Source organism: Clostridium sp. FS41 (assembly GCF_000954015.1).
GTDB classification, from domain to species: domain Bacteria; phylum Bacillota; class Clostridia; order Lachnospirales; family Lachnospiraceae; genus Enterocloster; species Enterocloster citroniae.
The window spans coordinates 333687-352166 of sequence record NZ_JYHN01000059.1; the positions used below are offsets into that span (position 1 = coordinate 333687).

Sequence of the window (18480 nt, forward strand, 5' to 3'; positions counted from 1 at the left end):
ATATCATAGGAAATTTCTCTGGAATTCCCTCGTATAGTTAGTACAGAATCACCCAAGGATCATACCCGGTAAGCCTCAAACAACTCCACCGATTGCAGTGCGCTGGTATTGGGAAGATACACATAATAGAAATCCCTGGATATGTTCCACCCATCCACCTGGAACGGGGAGATGGGGAAATGACTGTTTTCAAACGCCTGGTAGGCAAAGGTAATGCCGCACCCGGAGGCCACAAGGTGCTGCAGCAGCCTGAAGTTTCCTATGTGGGTGACACGGGAAAAGTCAGACAGGGTATGGTTGTTTTCTTCCAGCATCCTTTTTAATATGCTCCTGGTACCGGATCCTTTTTCACGAACAATGATATTTTCCTGAAACAGCCGTTCCATGGGGATGATCTCTCCGGCAAAGGGATGTCCCAAACTGCAGAATCCCACAAAGGGTTCCCTCAGATACTGCCTGCATTGGTATTTGGAATGGCTGAAAAAGCCCTCCACCAGTGCAAAATCAATTTCCCCGTGATCCAGATATTCCAGGATCCGCTTAGTGTTGTCCGTTTCCACGCTGATGCGGTTGTTTTCTTCCTTCAGAAAACCTTCCACCTGGGCTGTGATCACATATTCCCCTATGGTTTTTGTGACACCGATCTTCAATTCATGACCCTTTGGTGTTTTTAAGGTGCGCAGTAAGTGTTTTTCCTGATAATTCATGGAATTCAGATGCCGGCGTATGAGTTCAGCTTCCGGGGTCATGGACAGATGACGTTTGTCGTAGGAGAACAGGCGGCACCCGTAGTAATCCTCCAGACAGTGGATCTGCTGGGTTACAGCCGGCTGCGTAATATGCAGCATCTGGGCAGTGGCGCGGTAATTCAGGGTTTGGCATAAGGTCAGAAATGTTTCCATCCGATAATCAAGCATAAAGACTCCTCCTGTTTGTGATAAGATTAATTTATCGAAGATAAAAAAATGATAATTAGACATTATCGAAAAGGGCTGTTATAGTAATGAGGACAAAAAAAGAAAGGTAGTGTATAGTATGGACTGTTTGAAAAAAATATATGAGATCGGACCCGGGTTTTTACTCTCCCTGACCATTGCCGCAGCAGCAGTGGTTCTGGAGTCCCTTTTGCCTGTCCATCTCATTGGCGCATCGGTCATTGCTTTATTTCTGGGAATGCTTCTGAATTATTTCTGGAGGCCGGTACCTGCCGCACAAGCGGGAGTCAGATTTACATCGAAAAAGATCCTGAAGCTTGCCATCATACTGCTGGGAGCATCCCTGAGCATACAGACCATCCTGCATGTGGGCCGGTATTCTCTGGTTGTGATGTGTTTTACGCTGCTCACCTGCTTTGGAGGCGGTTACTTTGTGGGAAAGGCATTGGGATTAAACTGGAAGTTATCAAATCTGATCTCGGCCGGAACAGGTATCTGCGGAGGTTCGGCCATAGCCGCCATTGCACCGGCGGTAAATGCCAGGGACAGGGACATTGCCTATGCCATGTCTGCCACCTTCCTGTTTGATATGGCAATGATTCTGTTGTTTCCCATTATGGGCAGGGCAATGGGACTGAGCGATATGGCCTATGGATTGTGGTCGGGAACAGCAGTCAATGACACCTCCAGTGTTGTGGCGGCAGGATATGCTTTTTCTGAGGCGGCAGGTGATTTTGCCACCATGGTAAAGCTGACGCGCACATTGTCCATCATACCCACGGTGATCATCTTTGCATTGATTGAGGTTCGCCTCAAGCGCAAAGAAGCGGCGGCAACAGGTTTAAATGGGGATATAAGGGCAAATATAAAATTCTCATCCCTGTTTCCATGGTTTATCTTAGGATTTCTGGCCCTGGCGTTTATAAACAGCCTGGGATTCATTTCACCGTCCTTGTCTTTGGCCCTAAAGGAGCTGAGTAAATTCCTGATGGTGGCATCCCTTGGTGCCATTGGCCTGAATACGAGTTTTAAGGAAATGTACCAGTCAGGCGCAGCACCCATGCTCCATGGATTTATTATCTCGGCTCTGGTGGTGATTGTGGCCATTGGTGTGGAGTATTTTATGGGCATTATCTGATGCGGTATGATCCGGATCAATGTCTGGAAAAATAGGATTATTTTTAGTATAATATAAGTACAGCGAGTAGCCTGACGGTGTAAGTCCAGTTGTCAGGCTGCTCCTTTTTATTATAAAAGCTTCTGTAACATAAATTTGAAACAGAGAATGGAGGAAACACATGACAAGAGAAGATGCATTGGAGTTAGTTGAGCGAATGCCGTATATCAGGACCATTCAGGTGGCCGCCGATAAGGTCCGGTCTGAATTTTACCAGGAGGCGCTGCATTCTGATGATCCGGTTGAGTGGGTTAAGGTTATAAAGACACATTATATAAGGCGAAACGACAAGTCGGCCAGAAGACACCCCTCACCTGAGGAAGATGCCATGGCCGGGGAAGCCAGGGGCAAACTTTACGGCATGTTGTCAGAAGCGCTGCAGGTTCCGGAATATGAGATGGACTCATTTATTGAGGATCATATCCGCCGGACTATGTAAGATTAGCTAAGGCCATCTAAGGCCATGTAGGATTATGTAGGGTTCTGCGGGGCCATGTAGGATCATCTAAGAGCATGGGATTTTCAGTAAGCAATATTTGCAAAATCGCAAAGAAAAATTAATACACCGCCATACCGGAGAGGTGTATACTTGAGATAAGGGTCACAAATTGTTTTTCTTGCGGGAGGAAGATGGGAGTATGAGAAAAAAACAGGGAACTATGGCACTATATGCGGCTGTATTTAGTCTGGCACTGTGTTCCTGTCAGTCCGGCGCTGGCAATGAAAGATTGGCACAGGAGCGTCTGGAACAGGAGAACCGGGAACAGGGGAGCTGGGAAAAAGAGACCGCGGCACAGGATAGCGGTGATGTATCCGATGCAGAGGAAAGGGGGAAAAGCCAGGAGGAAGTTGCCCGGAATCCCCTGAAACAAGGGGAAGAAAGGGATCAAGGAGATGGCGGTTTTCACATCAAGGCGGTACAGAACCTGGAAACCGGAAATGAACTGTTGTCCGCTGCCTTTTTAAAAGCAGGGGATATCCGTTACCAGGTATCCTTTGACCTGACACGGGAGGGGATGGAATCAGACCGTATACAGTGCGCCTTTTCCATGCGCAATGCAGATCATTCCTCTTATTATGACAGTATTGCATCGGTTGAGATCTCCACGGAAAAGGGCAGGCGTTCCTATGAGATAGAGCCTGTATTTCCGGATGGGAGCAGTTACATGCAGGCAGAATCCGGTGAGATCCGCTTTTGCCTGGATGGTCCTGCAGGCCCGTATATCTCTGTGAAAGGGTTGCACGAACTGGATGGGGATTATTACCCCTCAAGTGTTTTCCAGGGCTCCGGTCTGATGTTCCGGTACTTGACCAAGGCGGATCTCTGCATGTATCCCACAGAGGATCTGTGGCTGCTCAGAAATGAGATCTATGCCCTTCATGGGCGGATATTCCAGAACGAGGTGCTGCGGCAATATTTTGAAACATACTCCTGGTACAGGGGAACCACGGAGCCGGGAGCATTTTCAGAGGATATCCTGTCAGATGTGGAAAAAAAGAACGTTGCCCTTATCAAGGAGATGGAAGATGATCCAAACCGGGCCATGCTGGATGGCAGCAACCATTATGGAATAGAGGACCTGCCTTTTGCCCCCTACCTTTCTTATTTGGGTAAATATGATGAAACCGGCTTAAGCGCGGACCTGACACAGGCAAAAGATATGGGCGGATATTATGTGGTCCAGGGAAGTATTTCCGTTCCTGCATCTATTACACCGGAACAGCTGGAAGGGGTGAAGGCTGGAAAAGAGGTGGAAGTGGTACTGGATGAGCTGACAGGTGAGGCCGGGATCCTGACTCTGGATCCCGGCGGAAACGCGGCCGATCCAGTCTATGGATATATTCTTAGGGAGTATGCTGAAGACCAAGGATGTGAGACCGGCTTATGGGCGGATTATAAAAGCGGGACGTATCAGTTGTGGCAGACCAGCGGGGACACGGTGATGAAAACCGTTTACCGTGGAGATATTTACCTGCTGAAAGGAACGGTCACAGGGGGAGATGTAAGCCTGGAGGGCGCCTCAGAGAACCAGCGTCTCATCTTTGCGTCCAAAGGGGCCGGAGAGAGAAGCGGGGGGGAAACGGATGTTTTTGGCAATCACCTGTATTATAACAGCAGGGGACATTTTACAGCTGTTTATTATCTGGGGGATTGAGAATCAGATTGGCCTGACGGCGTGGAACTGGCCGCCAGGTTTTCTTTTTTTGTAGCCGAACGCATTTTATACCATATTCCTGTTCCGGCTAATCCCATACAAACAATGATTCCAATATATAGTTGATATTTGTTAAGGCCGTTACCTATTCCCAAGTCCCCGCCTCCAATGCCTGGTATCGTTGAATCCACAGCATGGGCAACCTTATAAAAATTATAGACAGTAAAACCAGCTCCGTTATGATCCGTGTATGTATTGGAAAGCATTGTCTCTGGCTCTGAATAAACCATGTCTTCTGTTACGTTTTTAAATGCATGTGTTGCTGATTCCTCGGCTGGTATAATAAACTCAGCTTTATGGCTAAATACAATAGCAACCGGATACCTGATCTGTGGTAAACCACTTACAAAAGCATAGGTGTAGTCATCCGGGTTTAAATTTGCATTTTTTATAGATTGGATAACGTTGTCCTTATAATCCACGGTTCGGTCATTATACACATATGTTGCCCCGATGGTCCATTTATTCAATTTTTCAGAAAGGACTTTCTTTGAATCTTCAGGAATATTATTCGAGATTTTTGTCACTTTCGTAATATCAACCAGGATTGTACTGCCGCCAATGAAAAACGGTATCTGCCAAATATACTCTCCTTCATTCAGGACTTCTAATAAAACATCACGGTCAGAGGATCTTGCCGCAAACAGTTCTGAATTGCCGTAAACCTTATATGCTGCATCAAAATCAATGCTATCCACTAAGTCATTGCTTTCTATTTCGCTCCTGGCAGCACCATGATTTACTGTTTCCAGCAATTTATCTTCCAGCGCAAGGATTTCCGCTTGGTCCTCGGATACTCTAAGAGTATCAACTGGTTGCGCAAAAACCACGGCTGAAAAACTTACCATTATTATGAGACTTATTATAGCAGTCAAACATTTACTTCTCATATTAGATTCCCCTTGTATTTCTGTGCAAATTGAATTTTTATAGATTCCATAGCTTCTCTGAACCTATTGTATCATCATATATCCTTCTGTGTCATATGAATAAAAACATCAAAATAAACATCAAAATCACACCAGCCGCAGCGTGTTCCCGGGATGATCAATGTGAGACCGGACACCTGCGATACGGGAAAAACCGCACTCCTCCCGGAACTGGTGTGATTTTTTTATTGTACCACCATAAACGGTAAAACGCAATATTGGATAAAATACCCCTATAAATAGGGAGGAGCCGGCAGGGATTTCTCCCTCCGGCTGTATTATGAAAAAAAGTCTTATAAGCAATGTTCTTTACAAAATATAGTATATCCATAAAATGTGAGCAGAATATAGATGAAATATGAACAGATTGTAAGAAGTTTGTAAATGAAATATGTTATTGCAGGAAGGGAAAATGTGGTATAATTTCCAGTGGGGAGGTGTGAAAAATGGATCCTATTATAAATCACAGAAAGATAAAAGGAATGATAAAACTTGTAAAAAAAGCTGCCATGGCCTTTGCAGCGGGCAATGTACTGGTGCTGACCGGGCTGGTATCCGGAATTGTATCCCAGGCAGGGCAGTGGGAGCAGGATCACCTGGGGATCTGGAGCTACAGGTACTCGGACGGAGATCTGCTGAAAGACGGCTGGTATTGGATCGATGGGGATATGGACGGGACGGCGGAGTGCTATTGTTTTGATTCCCAGGGGAATATGTACCAGAATACCACAACTCCAGATGGGTACCAGGTGGATCCATGGGGAGCGTGGATGACAGAAGAGGGGACACAGACAAAAACCATGGACCGGGAACTGACCGGAATCCCTTTTGGGACGGCTCTGCTCAGCGACAGCACATTGGTGAATAAATGGTCCGATTACCGACTTCTGATCCCACCGGACAGTGATATCAGCATTGTAAGTGAGTACAGGGATGAGGAAGCCAGGGGGCAGAATTATTATGACATTGGAACAGCGGCCACCGCAGAATACGGCGGATATTCCCTGTTTATCTGGTATCATAAGGACAATGACCCTCAGATCCCAGCAGGGGACCAGATGAGAAAGCATAATTATGACCTGATCCATGAATACCGCTATCCGGGACCGTTTGTGGAGACTGAGCGCGTGATCGGCGGGCATGGATTCAGCGGTTTCAAATATAAGGCATGGGGGTACGGGCACCAGAACTTCACACGAAAGATCGATGATATGGTGATGGAAATGGCATTTTCTTATCCGGACAACCCTGAATGTGAGGAAATGACAGAACGTTTTATTGACAGTATACAGGGAGGAAGGAACTAGTACACAAGCTGTACCAGTATACAAATATGTTATATCAGATTACGGATGGAACTGTTTCAGCGGGAGGGAAGGTGATCCTGTCCCATATAAATTTTCAGATACACGGAACTGAGAAGATCGCGGTGGTTGGCATGAACGGCGCGGGTAAGACCACCCTTTTGAAGCTGATCGCAGGCGAGCTTTCCCTGGACCGGGATGACCGGCGCCAGGGGCCCGGGATCACCTGTTCCAGGCAGGTGACGATAGGCATGCTGTCTCAGCAGGTCTTTTCAGACATGGACAGGACCGTGCAGGAGGAGCTTCTCAGCTCCTGCCCCTGCAAGGACAGCTTTGACAGGGAACGGTTTGAATACGAGCGGGAATATGATATCCTGTTCACCGGTCTGGGATTCTCAAAGGAGGACAAGAAAAAGCCTATTTCCCATTTTTCCGGCGGAGAACAGACAAAGATCGCACTGATCCGGCTTCTTCTTGGAAGGCCGGATATCCTGCTGTTAGATGAGCCCACCAACCATTTGGACATGGAGACATGTGAATGGCTGGAACGGTATATGGAGCGATATGAGAAGGCAGTGGTGATGGTATCCCATGACCGCTTTTTTCTGGACCGCACGGCAGAGGTGGTCTACGAGCTGTCTCACGGCAGTCTGACCAGATACCCGGGCAATTACACCCACTACAAAGAGGAAAAGGGAAAGCGGATCCGTCTTCAGAAAAAGGCATACGAGAAACAGCAGGAGGAACTGGAGCGTCTGGGCGGCCTGGTAGAGCGCTTTAAGCATAAACCCAATAAAGCGGCGTTTGCAAGGGCAAAACGCAAAGCCATGGACCGGATGGAGCGGGTAGAACAGCCCTTGGAGGAGGATACCCATATATTTACCGGTGAGATCACACCGGAGATTCCCGGCAGCAAATGGATATTTACTTCGGAACATTTAAAGATCGGCTACGGGAAAGCTTTGCTGGAGGTCACTATGCGGATCCGGCGGGGACAAAAGATTGCCATACTTGGCTCAAATGGCTTGGGTAAGACTACATTTTTAAAAACCATTGCAGGTTTTATTCCTCCTGTGGAGGGAGAGTTTTCACTGGGAAATAATACTACTATTGGGTATTTCGACCAGCAGGCAGGAGCAATACAGGCAGACTGCTCTGTATTTGAACATTTTACAGGGATATTTCCCTCCCTTACCCAGAAAGAGGCCAGAAGTATTCTGGGCTCATATCTCTTTGGCGGGCGGGAGGCCGAGAAGCGGGTCGCCTCCCTTTCAGGAGGTGAGAAGTCACGTCTTGTTTTGGCCGAACTGCTTCAGAGCCGTCCCAATTTCCTGATCCTGGACGAACCTACCAACCATATGGATATACAGGCAAAAGAAAACCTGGAATCAGCCTTCCGGGCATACACAGGGACCATTCTGTTTGTGTCCCATGACCGGTATTTTATCCGCCAGGTGGCTGACGCGGTGCTGATATTTGAAAACCAGTCCGTGATGTACTACCCATTTGGCTATGAACATTACCTGGAGCGCAAGAACAGGATGCGGGATGGCGCGCCCATAGCGGCCCAGATCAAAGCGGAGGAGCAGGCTCTGATCGCGGGGATGCGGGCAGTCCCAAAGGCGGAGCGCCATCAGCTGAAAGAATTTTCCACAGATGCGGCGTACAGAGACTGGAAAATGGGACCGGTCCTGGACCGTCTCTATGCGGCAGGGGAAGAGATGGCAGCCATAGCCGCTTCCATGGAAGGAATGCATGATGCATGGACAGATTCCAAAGCATTCTGGGACGGCGGGGAATGGCAGGAGAAAGGGGAGTATGAAAACCTGTGCCGCCGGTATAAAGAGAGTTGGGAAAGGTGGCATGGATCGTGTATGGAGTGGCTGGAAGCAGCAGAAGAGACAGGCGTGTATGAGGGATGGATGACTCAGCCATAAAGAATTGCAAACAGGCAAAAAGGATTGCAAAAAAGACCGGGATTGTCAATCACCGGTCTTTATGTTAGACTGATAGAGCGGCAATGATAAAAGAAAGGATGTTGAAATGGAACTATTGCTCATTAAAATAGCGGTCATAGCTGTTCTATGGAGTGCAGGAATGTTTGCCCTCAATAAAATATTCAGTATGATCCTAAAGCGTAAGGAACAGATTCATATCAAATTCCTGCGCAGTATATCAAAGGTACTCTTGTCCATCATGGCATGTATCTGCATCAGCGGCCTTTTTACCACCACAAAGGCGTTAAGCGCCACCCTGCTCACCAGTTCCTCCCTGTTGGTGGCGATCGTGGGTTTTGCGGCCCAGCAGGTATTGGCAGATGTGATCAGCGGCGTTATGCTCAGCTGGTCCAGACCCTTTAACCTTGGGGAAAAGGTTAATATCAGCAGCCTGGGGATATCAGGCATTGTGGAGGACCTGACGGTCCGGCACACGGTGATCCGTACTTATCACAACAGCCGTATGATTATTCCAAACAGTGTGATCAACAAGGCAATCGTGGAAAACAGTAATTATAACAATGACTATATCGGCAATTACATGGAGATAGCAGTCAGCTATGAAAGCGACCTGGACCATGCCATTGAGGTGATGCGGGACACCATTGCATCCCATCCTCTGGTGGTGGATATCCGTGAGGATAGGACCGTGGGGAATAAGGTGAATGTGGCTGTAAAGGAGCTTGCCCAGGACGGGATCATTTTAAAGGCAACGGTGTGGACTGAGAATATTGACGATAATTTTACCGCGTGCAGCGAAATACGAAGGCTGATCAAAATGAATTTTGACGCGGAAGGGATTTCAATCCCATACAGGCATGTACATGTTGTAACAAGTACCAGTGGTGAATTATAAAAAGAGGAGTGGGGAGCTAGTGCTGCTCCTCTTTTTTTTGCCCTATTTTTCAGTGATTTCCGAATTTTACGGCAAAAAGTATAATTATTTACCTTTCATCAGGAAAAGAATTAAATTAAATTAAAACTTTACCAAAATAGCGGAAAAACATTCATCTTTTTTGTAAAGTTTACTTATGGTAGAATTTTATTAAGGATTAGAACACGATAAAAGATATATTCTGTGGTTGACTGCAGCAAACACGGATCTGATCCTGGAAAATATGTTAACGAAAGTATAAGAAGGGGAGTTGAATATATGATCGTTACTTCAAAAGAATTATTCAAGGCTGCGAGAAAGCATAACTTTGCATTCCCGGCCCCAAACTATGTGGATCAGATTTCCGCATCAGCACACATTGCGGCGGCGGAAAAGCTGGGGCTTCCGGTGATACTGGCTTTTGCGGAAGCGCATCAGACCTATCTGCCTTTTGACGAGGCTGCGGCCATTGGCAGGTTTTATGCTGAAAAGGCCAAGGTGCCGGTGGTCCTCCATCTGGACCATGGACAGACAAAGGAGACGATTTTTAGAGCCATTGACCAGGGATTCCGTTCCGTTATGATCGATGCATCCTCACAGCCTTTTGAGGAGAATGTGAGACAGACCAGGGAGATTGTTGCCTATGCCCATTTAAGGGGAGCGGTGGTGGAGGCGGAGATCGGCCATGTGGGCGGAGGGGATGAGTACAAGGATGCCGCAAACTGCGACAACATCTATACCACTGTGGAGGAAGCAAAACGATTTGCAGACCTGACAGAGGTGGATTCCCTGGCAATCTCCATTGGAACGGCCCACGGGGCATACAAGGGGACGCCGGTGATCGATTTTGAGCGTCTGGCAGAGATCAGGAACGCGGTCCGCACCCCCCTGGTGCTTCACGGCGGTTCCTCCTCCGGCGATGAGAACCTGAGGCGGTGCGCAGAGGGCGGGATCAGCAAAATCAATATCTATACGGATCTGATCGTGGCCGCATTTAACCGTGCAAAAGAATGCCATGCAAACGGATATTATGATCTCAGGGATGCACAGCGCCAGGGAATGATGGAATGCCTGGAGCATTATTACAACGTGTTCGGCACTGAGCGTTACCTGGAAGCACTGAAATGAAAAGAAAAGTGGAGTGAAAAGAAAAGGAGAGCATGATGACACAGGTGAACAGTCCATTTTTAATTGTTAATGTCAAATCATATCTGTATGATGAGGAACTGCTGAAATTGGCCAGGGCGGCCGATGAGGTGGCAGAGGATACGGGGCTTCCCATCTACTTTACCTGCTCATACGCAGATCTCCGCCTTTTAAAGGAACATACAAGGAATCTGATCATCACGGCACAGTCCATGGATTCCCTGTATCCCGGAAGAGGGATGGGGCATGTGCTGCCCGATGCATTGAGAGCAGCGGGGGCCTCGGCCGTATTCCTGAATCATGCGGAAAATCCGAAAACAGTAAGCGGCCTATATGCTGCCATCAAACGGGCCAAAGAGCTGGGGATGACAACCATTGTGTGTGCGGATTCCACGGTAGAGGCAAAGGCACTGGCCTGTATGGATCCGGATATCCTTCTGGCGGAACCCACGGACCTGATCGGTACAGGGACCACGGCTGATGACTCCTATGTGGTGGAAACCGTAAAGGGCATCAAAGAAGTGAATCCCCATGTCCTGGTGATGATCGGTTCCGGTATCAGCACGGCGGATGACTGCTATAATGTCATCAGGCTGGGAGCGGATGGAACCGGCGCCACCTCCGGCATTCTGAAAGCGCCCTCACCGGAGCTTCGGGTCAGGGAGATGGCAGAGGCGATCGTGAGAGCGCAGCAAGAAAAAAAGGAACAGTAAAAGGAGGAAGAAAATGGCAGTATACAGGGAAACGATCGGGCTGATGTCACACGGCCGTACCCCCTCTTATATCAATATAACACCTCAGGTCAAGGAAGCTGTTGCCAAAAGCGGGATCAAGGAAGGGATCGTAACCGTTATATCACCCCATACCACCTGCTCGGTTTTCTTTGAGGAATTTGTCCATGATGTGACGGAGGATGGAACAGAATATCTCCAGGCAGACCTGGACCATGTCCTCCAGAAGATCATTCCAAACCAGACCAAGCTTCCGCCTGAAGGGGAATACATGTATCCGGGCCAGGCACATTTTGACGCAGTGGCCCAGTGGCCGGATGTGGAATTCTATCTTCCGGGAGGGGACAAGACACAGCTTTTAAACGGGGACGCCCATCTGAAGGCCACCATATTGGGATCCAGCCAGGTATTCCCGGTGGAGGAAGGTAAGCTGGGAGTAGGGGTTACAGGTTACATATACTTTGTGGATTTTGACAGAATGAGGGCCAGGTCCAGGAAGTGCAAGATTGTTGTGATGGGTGAATAACCCATGATACAGATAGAGAGAAGATAAAGTGAACAGGAGAAGTGTTGACATTTTACAGAGCCTGATGGGCAATCGGATTCTTATCAATGAGCTGGCTGAAAAGTATGGGGTTTCTGTGAGGACCATACGAAACGATATCAATACCATCAATCTGTTTTTGGAAAAGAACAGCTTTGCCATCATTGATATGGACCGTTATGGATTCTGCAGCTGCAGCGTGGAGCTTTCCAAAATGAAGGATCTGTTAAAGCAGAACGACTTTTATAATTACAAACTGTCTAAGGAAGAGCGCAGGTCCATGATCTCCATGATCCTGGTGCTTGCACCCAGCTTTGTGACTCTGGGGGCTGTTGCGGACAAATTATGCGTCAGCAGGGCTACGGTTGTAAATGATATGGAGGACGTAAAACGCCATCTGGAGAAATATAAAATAACCGTTATTTCCCACCCCAACAAAGGATTCCAGGTAAAAGGCCCTGAAAGCGCAAAACGGCTGCTGCTGTGGCAGGAGTATAACCAGAACCAGGAGTTTATGCACGAGGAGATTGTGGTCAGTGCCGCCTATACAAACCCGGAGCAGGAGACCAATGTGATCCGCAAGATCATACAGGAACAGGAACATTCCCATGATTTGTACCTGACGGATGATTCCTATGAGTCCCTTCTGAGTTACCTGTGGATCATGATGAAACGGGTGCATGACGGCAATTTTATTGAAGAATGCGCGGACTCAGGCACGGTGTATGACAGCATGGCCAGGGATATCCTAAAATATATTTCCCAGTATTGCCGGCTCGTCTTTACGGATCATGAAAAGCTTTATCTGGGAACGGTGTTAAAGAGCCTGCGCTACATGAAGCGGAGGAAAATGGATAAAAAGATCCTGAGCATCCAGATCGTTACAAGGCAGTTTATAGAGGCCGTATCCAGGGAACTGAACAGCAATCTGAATAAGGATTATTATCTGTTTGAAAACCTGTCCAGCCATCTGGCCACAAGCCTGGATGCGGATTCCAATATGTTCTCCACCAATTCCATGTTTTTTGAGATCACCAGGAAGAACCCGGATGTGTACCAGACTGTGTGCAACAACCAGAATATACTGGAGGAATATATCGGCAGAAAGCTGACCGACATCGAGAGCGTCTATATTACCATCCACATCTGCGCTGCGCTGGAGAGAAAACAGAATCACGTCAGGCCCATCCGGGTCGTGCTGGCATGCAATGGGGGCGTGGGAACATCCCAGCTCCTGGCCGCGAAGCTGGAGAATCTGTTTCATTTTCAGATCGTCAAGGTCATATCATCACATGAAGCCAGGTATCTGAGGCAGTCTGAGGCAGACATGGTCGTATCCACGGTGCCCCTGGAGGATCTGCCTGTGCCGGTGGTGGAGGTCTCAGCCATGCTGGGAGCGGAAGATTGTGAGATCATAAAACAGGCAGAGGATAAGCTTCGGGCCCAGGGGAATTTTACGGTTGAATTCAAAAAGTCACCTGCCTTTCCCAAAGAAGCTCTGGCAGAGTGTGTGGAACATGTGCTGGAGCGGTATGGGGTCCGCCAGTCCGGGGATTTGCAGGAGGCAATCTGCAATGAGGTCATATCCTTTCTGGACAAAGAAGATGGGATCAGGGAACAGAAGACTGCCTTAAAACTCAGAGACCTGCTGACAGCTGAGTTCATCGAGCTGGATGTGGAGTGCAGGAACTGGAGGGAAGCAGTTGTTAAGTCAGCCGGAAAGCTGCTGGAGCTTGGATACATCGAGGAGCGTTATGTGGACGCGATGATCCATAATATTGAACTGCATGGCGCGTACATTGTTATAAGCCCGGGATTTGCCATGCCCCATGCCGGGCTGGATGAAGGGACTAAAAAGGCGGGGATGAGCCTGATCCGCCTAAAGGAGCCTGTGGAGTTCGGTTCCGTGCAGCCGGTAAGGTTTTTCTGCTGTCTCAGCGCAGTGGACAATGAGACACATCTCCAGGCATTTATCAATCTGGTAAATCTGTTGGAAAATGATGAGTTTAAGAAAACGCTGACACGTGCGTCAACAGCTGCGCAGGCTGCCAGGATCATTGGAGAATTTGAGTATGCGTTATAAAAATATAGGATATGGGAAGGAATAGGTGGTATGGCTGACATTGCGGTAAATGTTTTAGATGATATAGTGGTTTCCCCTGAATTGGTGATTATGGGGCTGGAAGCGGAGACGGACCAGGAGGCGATCGGTATCATGGCCAGGATGCTCTATGATCAGGGATATGTGAAAGAAAGCTATATACAGGCGGTAAAGGAACGTGAAAAGGAATTTTTTACCGGTCTTGGATTTGAGGAAATGGGGGTAGCCATGCCCCATACGGATGCGGTCCATGTGAACCGTCAGGCCATAGGGATCGGAATCCTGAAAAAGCCCGTGAGGTTCCGCACCATGGGCGAACTGGATGGAGCTTTGGATGTGCAGCTTATGTTCATGCTGGCCATCAACAAACCGGATAAACAGCTTGACTTCCTGAGCCATATGATCGACTCCTGCCAAAAGGAGGGAAATCTTTCCGGCATTTATCATGCGGCTGACCCTACAGAGGCGGCCGAACGGTTTAAGAAATTTTTTTGACAACAATCAATAAAAAGGAGATAGGTGAAATGAAGAGAATATTACTGGTATGCGGTTCCGGGATCTGTACATCCACGGCAGTGAATCAGAAGGTAAGCAAGGCATTGGATGAAAGGGGATTAAAAGGGCAGTACAAGATCACCCAGGGAAAGGCATCGGAGGTGGCGGGCCAGTCATCCAATTATGACCTGTGCATATCCACCACGGTCCTGGGCGGGGAATGCCACTGCCCGCTGATCATCGGAACCCAGTTCCTTTTGGGGCGGAATACGGAAAAACTGGTGGATGAAATCGTAGAAATACTGTCACGATAAATACTGTCACAATAAATACTGGCTTACAACGAGGAGGGAGAAGTATGGATTTTATATTGGGTATCTTTAATTATATTAAGGATTTAGGCGCAACCACCATGATGCCGATCATCATCTGTATTATGGGTCTTGCACTGGGGGCAGGATTCGGCAAATCCATCCGGGCAGGGCTTACGGTGGGGATTGGTTTCATTGGTCTGAATCTGGTCACCGGATTGATGGGAAGCAGCCTGGGAGCAGCGGTGCAGGAGATGGTCAGCAGGTTCGGTCTGGAACTTTCCGTGATCGATGTGGGCTGGCCGTCCGCGGCCGCCATTGCATTTGCATCCACTGTGGGAATGGTGATCATTCCTGTGTGCCTGGTGGTGAACATAGTGATGCTGCTCACCAATACAACGCAGACCGTGGATGTGGACATCTGGGATTACTGGCATTTTGCTTTTACAGGGGCGCTTGTGGCAGTGCTGACAGGCAATCAGATTTACGGAGTGATCGCTGCGATCCTCAACATGGTGATCGTTATGGTGCTGGGTGACTGGACTGCCAAGGGTGTGGAGGAGACTCTGGGACTTCCGGGCGTATCTCTTCCCCACGGCTTTACTGCAGCCTATGCCCCTATTGCCATGGCACTGAACAAGATCATTGACATGATTCCGGGGATTAATAAGATTAATTTTGACCTGGAAAAAATGCAGAAAAAGTTTGGCGTGTTCGGCGAACCCATCCTGGTAGGTACGGTGCTGGGTCTTGTGATCGGTGTTCTGGCAGGATACGGGATCGCTCCCACGGCAGCCAGCGAAGTCTATGCGGGTGATATGGGTATTCTGGGGCTGGGCGTGAACCTGGGCGCTGTTCTGGTGCTGATCCCTAAGATGGCAGCCCTTCTCATGGAGGGACTTCTTCCCATCTCAGACGCTGCATCGGAATTTATTGAGAAGAAGTTTTCCAACCGCGGCAAAATCTATATTGGTCTTGACTCCGCCGTTGGTGTAGGCCATCCCCTGACCCTGTCAGTGGCCCTGATCCTGGTTCCCCTGGCAGTATTTTTGGCAGTGGTGCTTCCCGGAAACAAGGTAATGCCCTTTGCGGACCTGGCAGTGTTCCCATGGATGTTTGTGCTGATCACACCCGTTGTTAAGGGAAATGGATTCCGCGCCCTGGTCATTGGCTTTGCAACTGTTACATCCGGACTGTATATTGCAACCAACCTGGCCCCCCTTATCACACAGGCAGCCGTGCTGGCAAACTACGATATGGGTACTGCCACTGCAATTTCCAGTATCTGTGATGGAGCCAATCCGCTGACATGGCTGATTGTCCGCCTTCATGGGGTTTCACCCATTGTGGGCATTGCATCTGTGGGCGCGGTGGCGCTGGCCATGGCTTTGGTCAACAGGAAAAAGATCAAGAAAGAAGCAGCTACCCTGCGTTCGGCAGAATAAATGTACAATATAAAGGGAGATGACTCAGGTTTGCGTACGTATACATATGATTCGGCAATTTACGCCAGAAAGATTACGTTGATCGGGATATTCTGCACAGCGGTGCTTATTTATGCAGGAGTCCGGATCCTGGCAGGAGGCAGCCTGCCTGTGTGGACAGGTGTGGGGGTTGTGGCCGCCTATACAGTATGGGAGACATTCATATCCCTGAGCAACCCCAGGCAGGTGAGAATGGATGAACATGAAATTATATTCAGTGCTTATGGAAGGGAACACAGGTACGGCTGGAATGAGATCAGTCAATTCCGGGTCAAGGAATTGACGGGCGCCAGGAAACTGTTCATCCGCATAAACCAGGCAGGATTCTTTCGAGGAAGGTACTGGCTGCACTGTTATTACTTCAATGACACGGACGAACTGTACAACGCCATTGTGGACAGGGAGTGCCTGATCCATCCGGATTCCATAAAGGCCTGGGCCAGAGGCAAAAGCAAACCCGTCTCCTGACAACGGAAAAAAAGGAAAAGAGAGCTGGATATGTTTGAAGAAGAAAAAAAGAAACTGATTAATGCAGGGATCAAACTGGACCGCTATGGGCTGGTTGCCCTGTCCGGGGGAAACGTGACCCTGCGCATGACTGACGGGACCGTTCTGGTCACCCCATCCGGCATGGTGTATGAGGACATGGTTCCCGGGGATATCCTGGTCATGGATCTGGAGGGAAATGTGCTTGAGGGGGAACGGAAACCATCAGTGGATGTGAGAGCCCTGCTTTACATATTAACCCATAAGCCTGAGGTGAACGCCGTCATCCACACCCATCAGCCCTATGCCACGGCCGTGGGGCTGGTGACAGACGAACTTCCCTGTAATCTCACGACCCTGGCAAACGCTACCCGGGGCGCTGTGAAGGTATGCCCTTATTCCTCTGCTGCAAGCATGCAGATGGGGATTGAAGTTGTGGAAAATATCGGCGACAGGCTGGCTGTCATTCTGAAACACCATGGGGTGATCAGCGTGGGCGACAGTCTGAAGCAGGCCCTGTATGCCTGTGTTTACCTGGAGGAGGCAGCAAAGACCTACAGTATTGCGTACGGAATGAACCACCATGTTCCCCTGCTCACTAAAGAGCAGGTGGACAGGGCAGTAGAGATATTCCGGTATTACGGACAGGGGACTTCCGATCTGCCGGAGAGCCTTTGGTGACAAGGGGTGACCTTGTTAAGAAAAGAAGTGTTGGATGTCAGAAAGAAGTGTTGGACAAGAAGCCAACACTTTTTTTGTTGGAAAAAGTCCGGATCAGGCGGAAATTATACGGAAAAAGAGGGGATCCGGTCCTGCATGGAGAAATTAAAAATTGGCACAAAGATTGCTTATTAATATTGACAGAATAAAGTGTAAAGGAGGCATTAACATGCAATTAAAAGAGCAGCTTATTAACTCCATGTTTGCAGCGGATGGGAAGGCGGTATATGTACCTGTTGACCATGGAATCGGAGGGATCAAAAAGGGCCTTGAGGATCCTGTGCAGGTTATTTCACTGCTTTTAAAAGCCGGAATCGATGGCACCCTGATGCAGCTTGGAATGGCGAAGCAGACCAAGAAATTGTTTGACGCTCTTGCAAACCCGCCGGCCATGATTATAGCAATGGACTACCGGCATTATTGGAAGATACCGGGTTACAATGAAGGCGTTCTGGACAGCTTTCAGAGCGTGAGTGTGGAACAGGCCATGGATGTGGGCTGTACCGCGGTCAAGGTCATGATTCCCTATGGGGATGATGAGAAGGTGACCATAAGCCATGTGAAGATTCTGACCCAGGTGGTAAGGGAGGCGGATCATTTTCATATACCGGTAATGGTGGAACCCTTTCCCTCGGGAAAATGCCCGGAAGAATATGCAAAAAGCCATGATGTTGTGGCAAACGCCTGCAGGATCGCCATTGAACTGGGAGCGGATGTGCTGAAAATCCCTTATACGGATGACAAGGAAAGGTTTGCCGAATTGGTCCGCGTTTCCAGAATCCCGGTCACTGTGCTGGGTGGAAGTCCAAAGGATATAAGGACAGTTCTGTCCGTCACAAAGGAGATCATGGATTGCGGGGCAAAGGCAGTGGTATTTGGACGGAATGTATGGGGACATCCAGATATGGAAAAGGTTGTATCGGCATTGAGATCCATTGTTCATCAAGGGTGGGAAGTGGACCAGGCAACCGCGCATTATCAACTGAGCGGCAGCGCGGTTACGGATCAAAGCTATACGATATAGAGGGAG

At 48.6% G+C, this 18480-nt stretch carries 18 protein-coding genes; 16 read left to right on the forward strand and 2 right to left on the reverse strand.

Going from position 1 to position 18480, the window contains the following annotated elements:
* Positions 1-59: 59 nt before the first annotated feature.
* The gene (locus tag CLFS41_RS13535; protein WP_045092550.1) at positions 60-917 is read right to left on the reverse strand and encodes a LysR family transcriptional regulator; all 858 of its coding nucleotides are present in this window, start codon (positions 915-917) and stop codon (positions 60-62) included.
* Positions 918-1035: 118 nt separating this feature from the next.
* Here CLFS41_RS13535 and CLFS41_RS13540 point away from each other — a divergent pair, with 118 nt between their 5' ends.
* The 3 genes from CLFS41_RS13540 to CLFS41_RS13550 all read left to right on the forward strand — a co-directional run bounded on the left by CLFS41_RS13540 (position 1036) and on the right by CLFS41_RS13550 (position 4268).
* Positions 1036-2073 carry a putative sulfate exporter family transporter gene (locus CLFS41_RS13540; protein WP_082082581.1) on the forward strand — a complete coding sequence of 346 codons (1038 nt, stop codon included), beginning with the start codon at positions 1036-1038 and terminating at the stop codon, positions 2071-2073.
* A 160-nt stretch (positions 2074-2233) separates the two neighbouring features.
* Positions 2234-2551 carry a hypothetical protein gene (locus CLFS41_RS13545; RefSeq protein ID WP_007858067.1) on the forward strand — a complete coding sequence of 106 codons (318 nt, stop codon included), beginning with the start codon at positions 2234-2236 and terminating at the stop codon, positions 2549-2551.
* Positions 2552-2750: 199 nt separating this feature from the next.
* Positions 2751-4268 (forward strand): DUF4454 domain-containing protein, encoded by a 1518-nt coding sequence (locus CLFS41_RS13550; protein WP_052665717.1) that lies wholly within the window; start codon positions 2751-2753, stop codon positions 4266-4268.
* On the opposite strand, the gene CLFS41_RS13555 is transcribed toward CLFS41_RS13550, so the two are convergent.
* Positions 4253-5218, reverse strand: a complete 966-nt coding sequence (locus CLFS41_RS13555) for a hypothetical protein (RefSeq protein WP_052665721.1) — start codon at positions 5216-5218, stop codon at positions 4253-4255. The genes CLFS41_RS13550 and CLFS41_RS13555 overlap by 16 nt on opposite strands.
* A 485-nt stretch (positions 5219-5703) precedes the next feature.
* Between CLFS41_RS13555 and CLFS41_RS13560 the strand changes: the two genes are divergently transcribed.
* The 13 genes from CLFS41_RS13560 (at position 5704) to CLFS41_RS13620 (ending at position 18474) form a co-directional block, all read left to right on the forward strand.
* Positions 5704-6564: a hypothetical protein gene (locus CLFS41_RS13560; protein ID WP_052665723.1), complete on the forward strand. Its 861-nt coding sequence runs from the start codon at positions 5704-5706 to the stop codon at positions 6562-6564.
* 26 nt (positions 6565-6590) lie between these two features.
* Entirely contained in the window at positions 6591-8498 is a 1908-nt protein-coding gene (locus CLFS41_RS13565; RefSeq protein WP_045092551.1) for an ABC-F family ATP-binding cassette domain-containing protein, read from the forward strand.
* 106 nt (positions 8499-8604) lie between these two features.
* Positions 8605-9414: a mechanosensitive ion channel family protein gene (locus CLFS41_RS13570; protein WP_045092552.1), complete on the forward strand. Its 810-nt coding sequence runs from the start codon at positions 8605-8607 to the stop codon at positions 9412-9414.
* A 297-nt stretch (positions 9415-9711) separates the two neighbouring features.
* Entirely contained in the window at positions 9712-10560 is an 849-nt protein-coding gene (locus CLFS41_RS13575) for a class II fructose-bisphosphate aldolase (protein ID WP_007858033.1), read from the forward strand.
* Positions 10561-10592: 32 nt separating this feature from the next.
* Complete coding sequence (locus CLFS41_RS13580; RefSeq protein ID WP_347468363.1) at positions 10593-11291, forward strand: triose-phosphate isomerase; 699 nt, start codon at positions 10593-10595, stop codon at positions 11289-11291.
* A 13-nt stretch (positions 11292-11304) separates the two neighbouring features.
* The gene (locus CLFS41_RS13585) at positions 11305-11835 is read left to right on the forward strand and encodes a YjbQ family protein (RefSeq protein WP_007858017.1); all 531 of its coding nucleotides are present in this window, start codon (positions 11305-11307) and stop codon (positions 11833-11835) included.
* 28 nt (positions 11836-11863) lie between these two features.
* Positions 11864-13936, forward strand: coding sequence for a BglG family transcription antiterminator (locus CLFS41_RS13590; RefSeq protein WP_007858016.1), 2073 nt, complete (start codon positions 11864-11866; stop codon positions 13934-13936).
* Positions 13937-13966: 30 nt separating this feature from the next.
* Positions 13967-14449, forward strand: coding sequence for a PTS sugar transporter subunit IIA (locus tag CLFS41_RS13595; protein ID WP_007858015.1), 483 nt, complete (start codon positions 13967-13969; stop codon positions 14447-14449).
* Positions 14450-14478: 29 nt separating this feature from the next.
* Positions 14479-14763, forward strand: a complete 285-nt coding sequence (locus CLFS41_RS13600; RefSeq protein ID WP_007858014.1) for a PTS sugar transporter subunit IIB — start codon at positions 14479-14481, stop codon at positions 14761-14763.
* Between the two features lie 44 nt (positions 14764-14807).
* Complete coding sequence (locus tag CLFS41_RS13605; protein ID WP_007858013.1) at positions 14808-16205, forward strand: PTS sugar transporter subunit IIC; 1398 nt, start codon at positions 14808-14810, stop codon at positions 16203-16205.
* Positions 16206-16235: 30 nt separating this feature from the next.
* A complete protein-coding gene (locus CLFS41_RS13610) occupies positions 16236-16712 on the forward strand; it encodes a hypothetical protein (protein ID WP_007858012.1) in 477 nt (158 codons plus the stop codon).
* A gap of 30 nt (positions 16713-16742) precedes the next feature.
* Positions 16743-17411 (forward strand): class II aldolase/adducin family protein, encoded by a 669-nt coding sequence (locus tag CLFS41_RS13615; protein WP_007858011.1) that lies wholly within the window; start codon positions 16743-16745, stop codon positions 17409-17411.
* Between the two features lie 208 nt (positions 17412-17619).
* Complete coding sequence (locus CLFS41_RS13620) at positions 17620-18474, forward strand: hypothetical protein (protein WP_045092554.1); 855 nt, start codon at positions 17620-17622, stop codon at positions 18472-18474.
* The last annotated feature ends 6 nt before the right edge of the window (positions 18475-18480 follow it).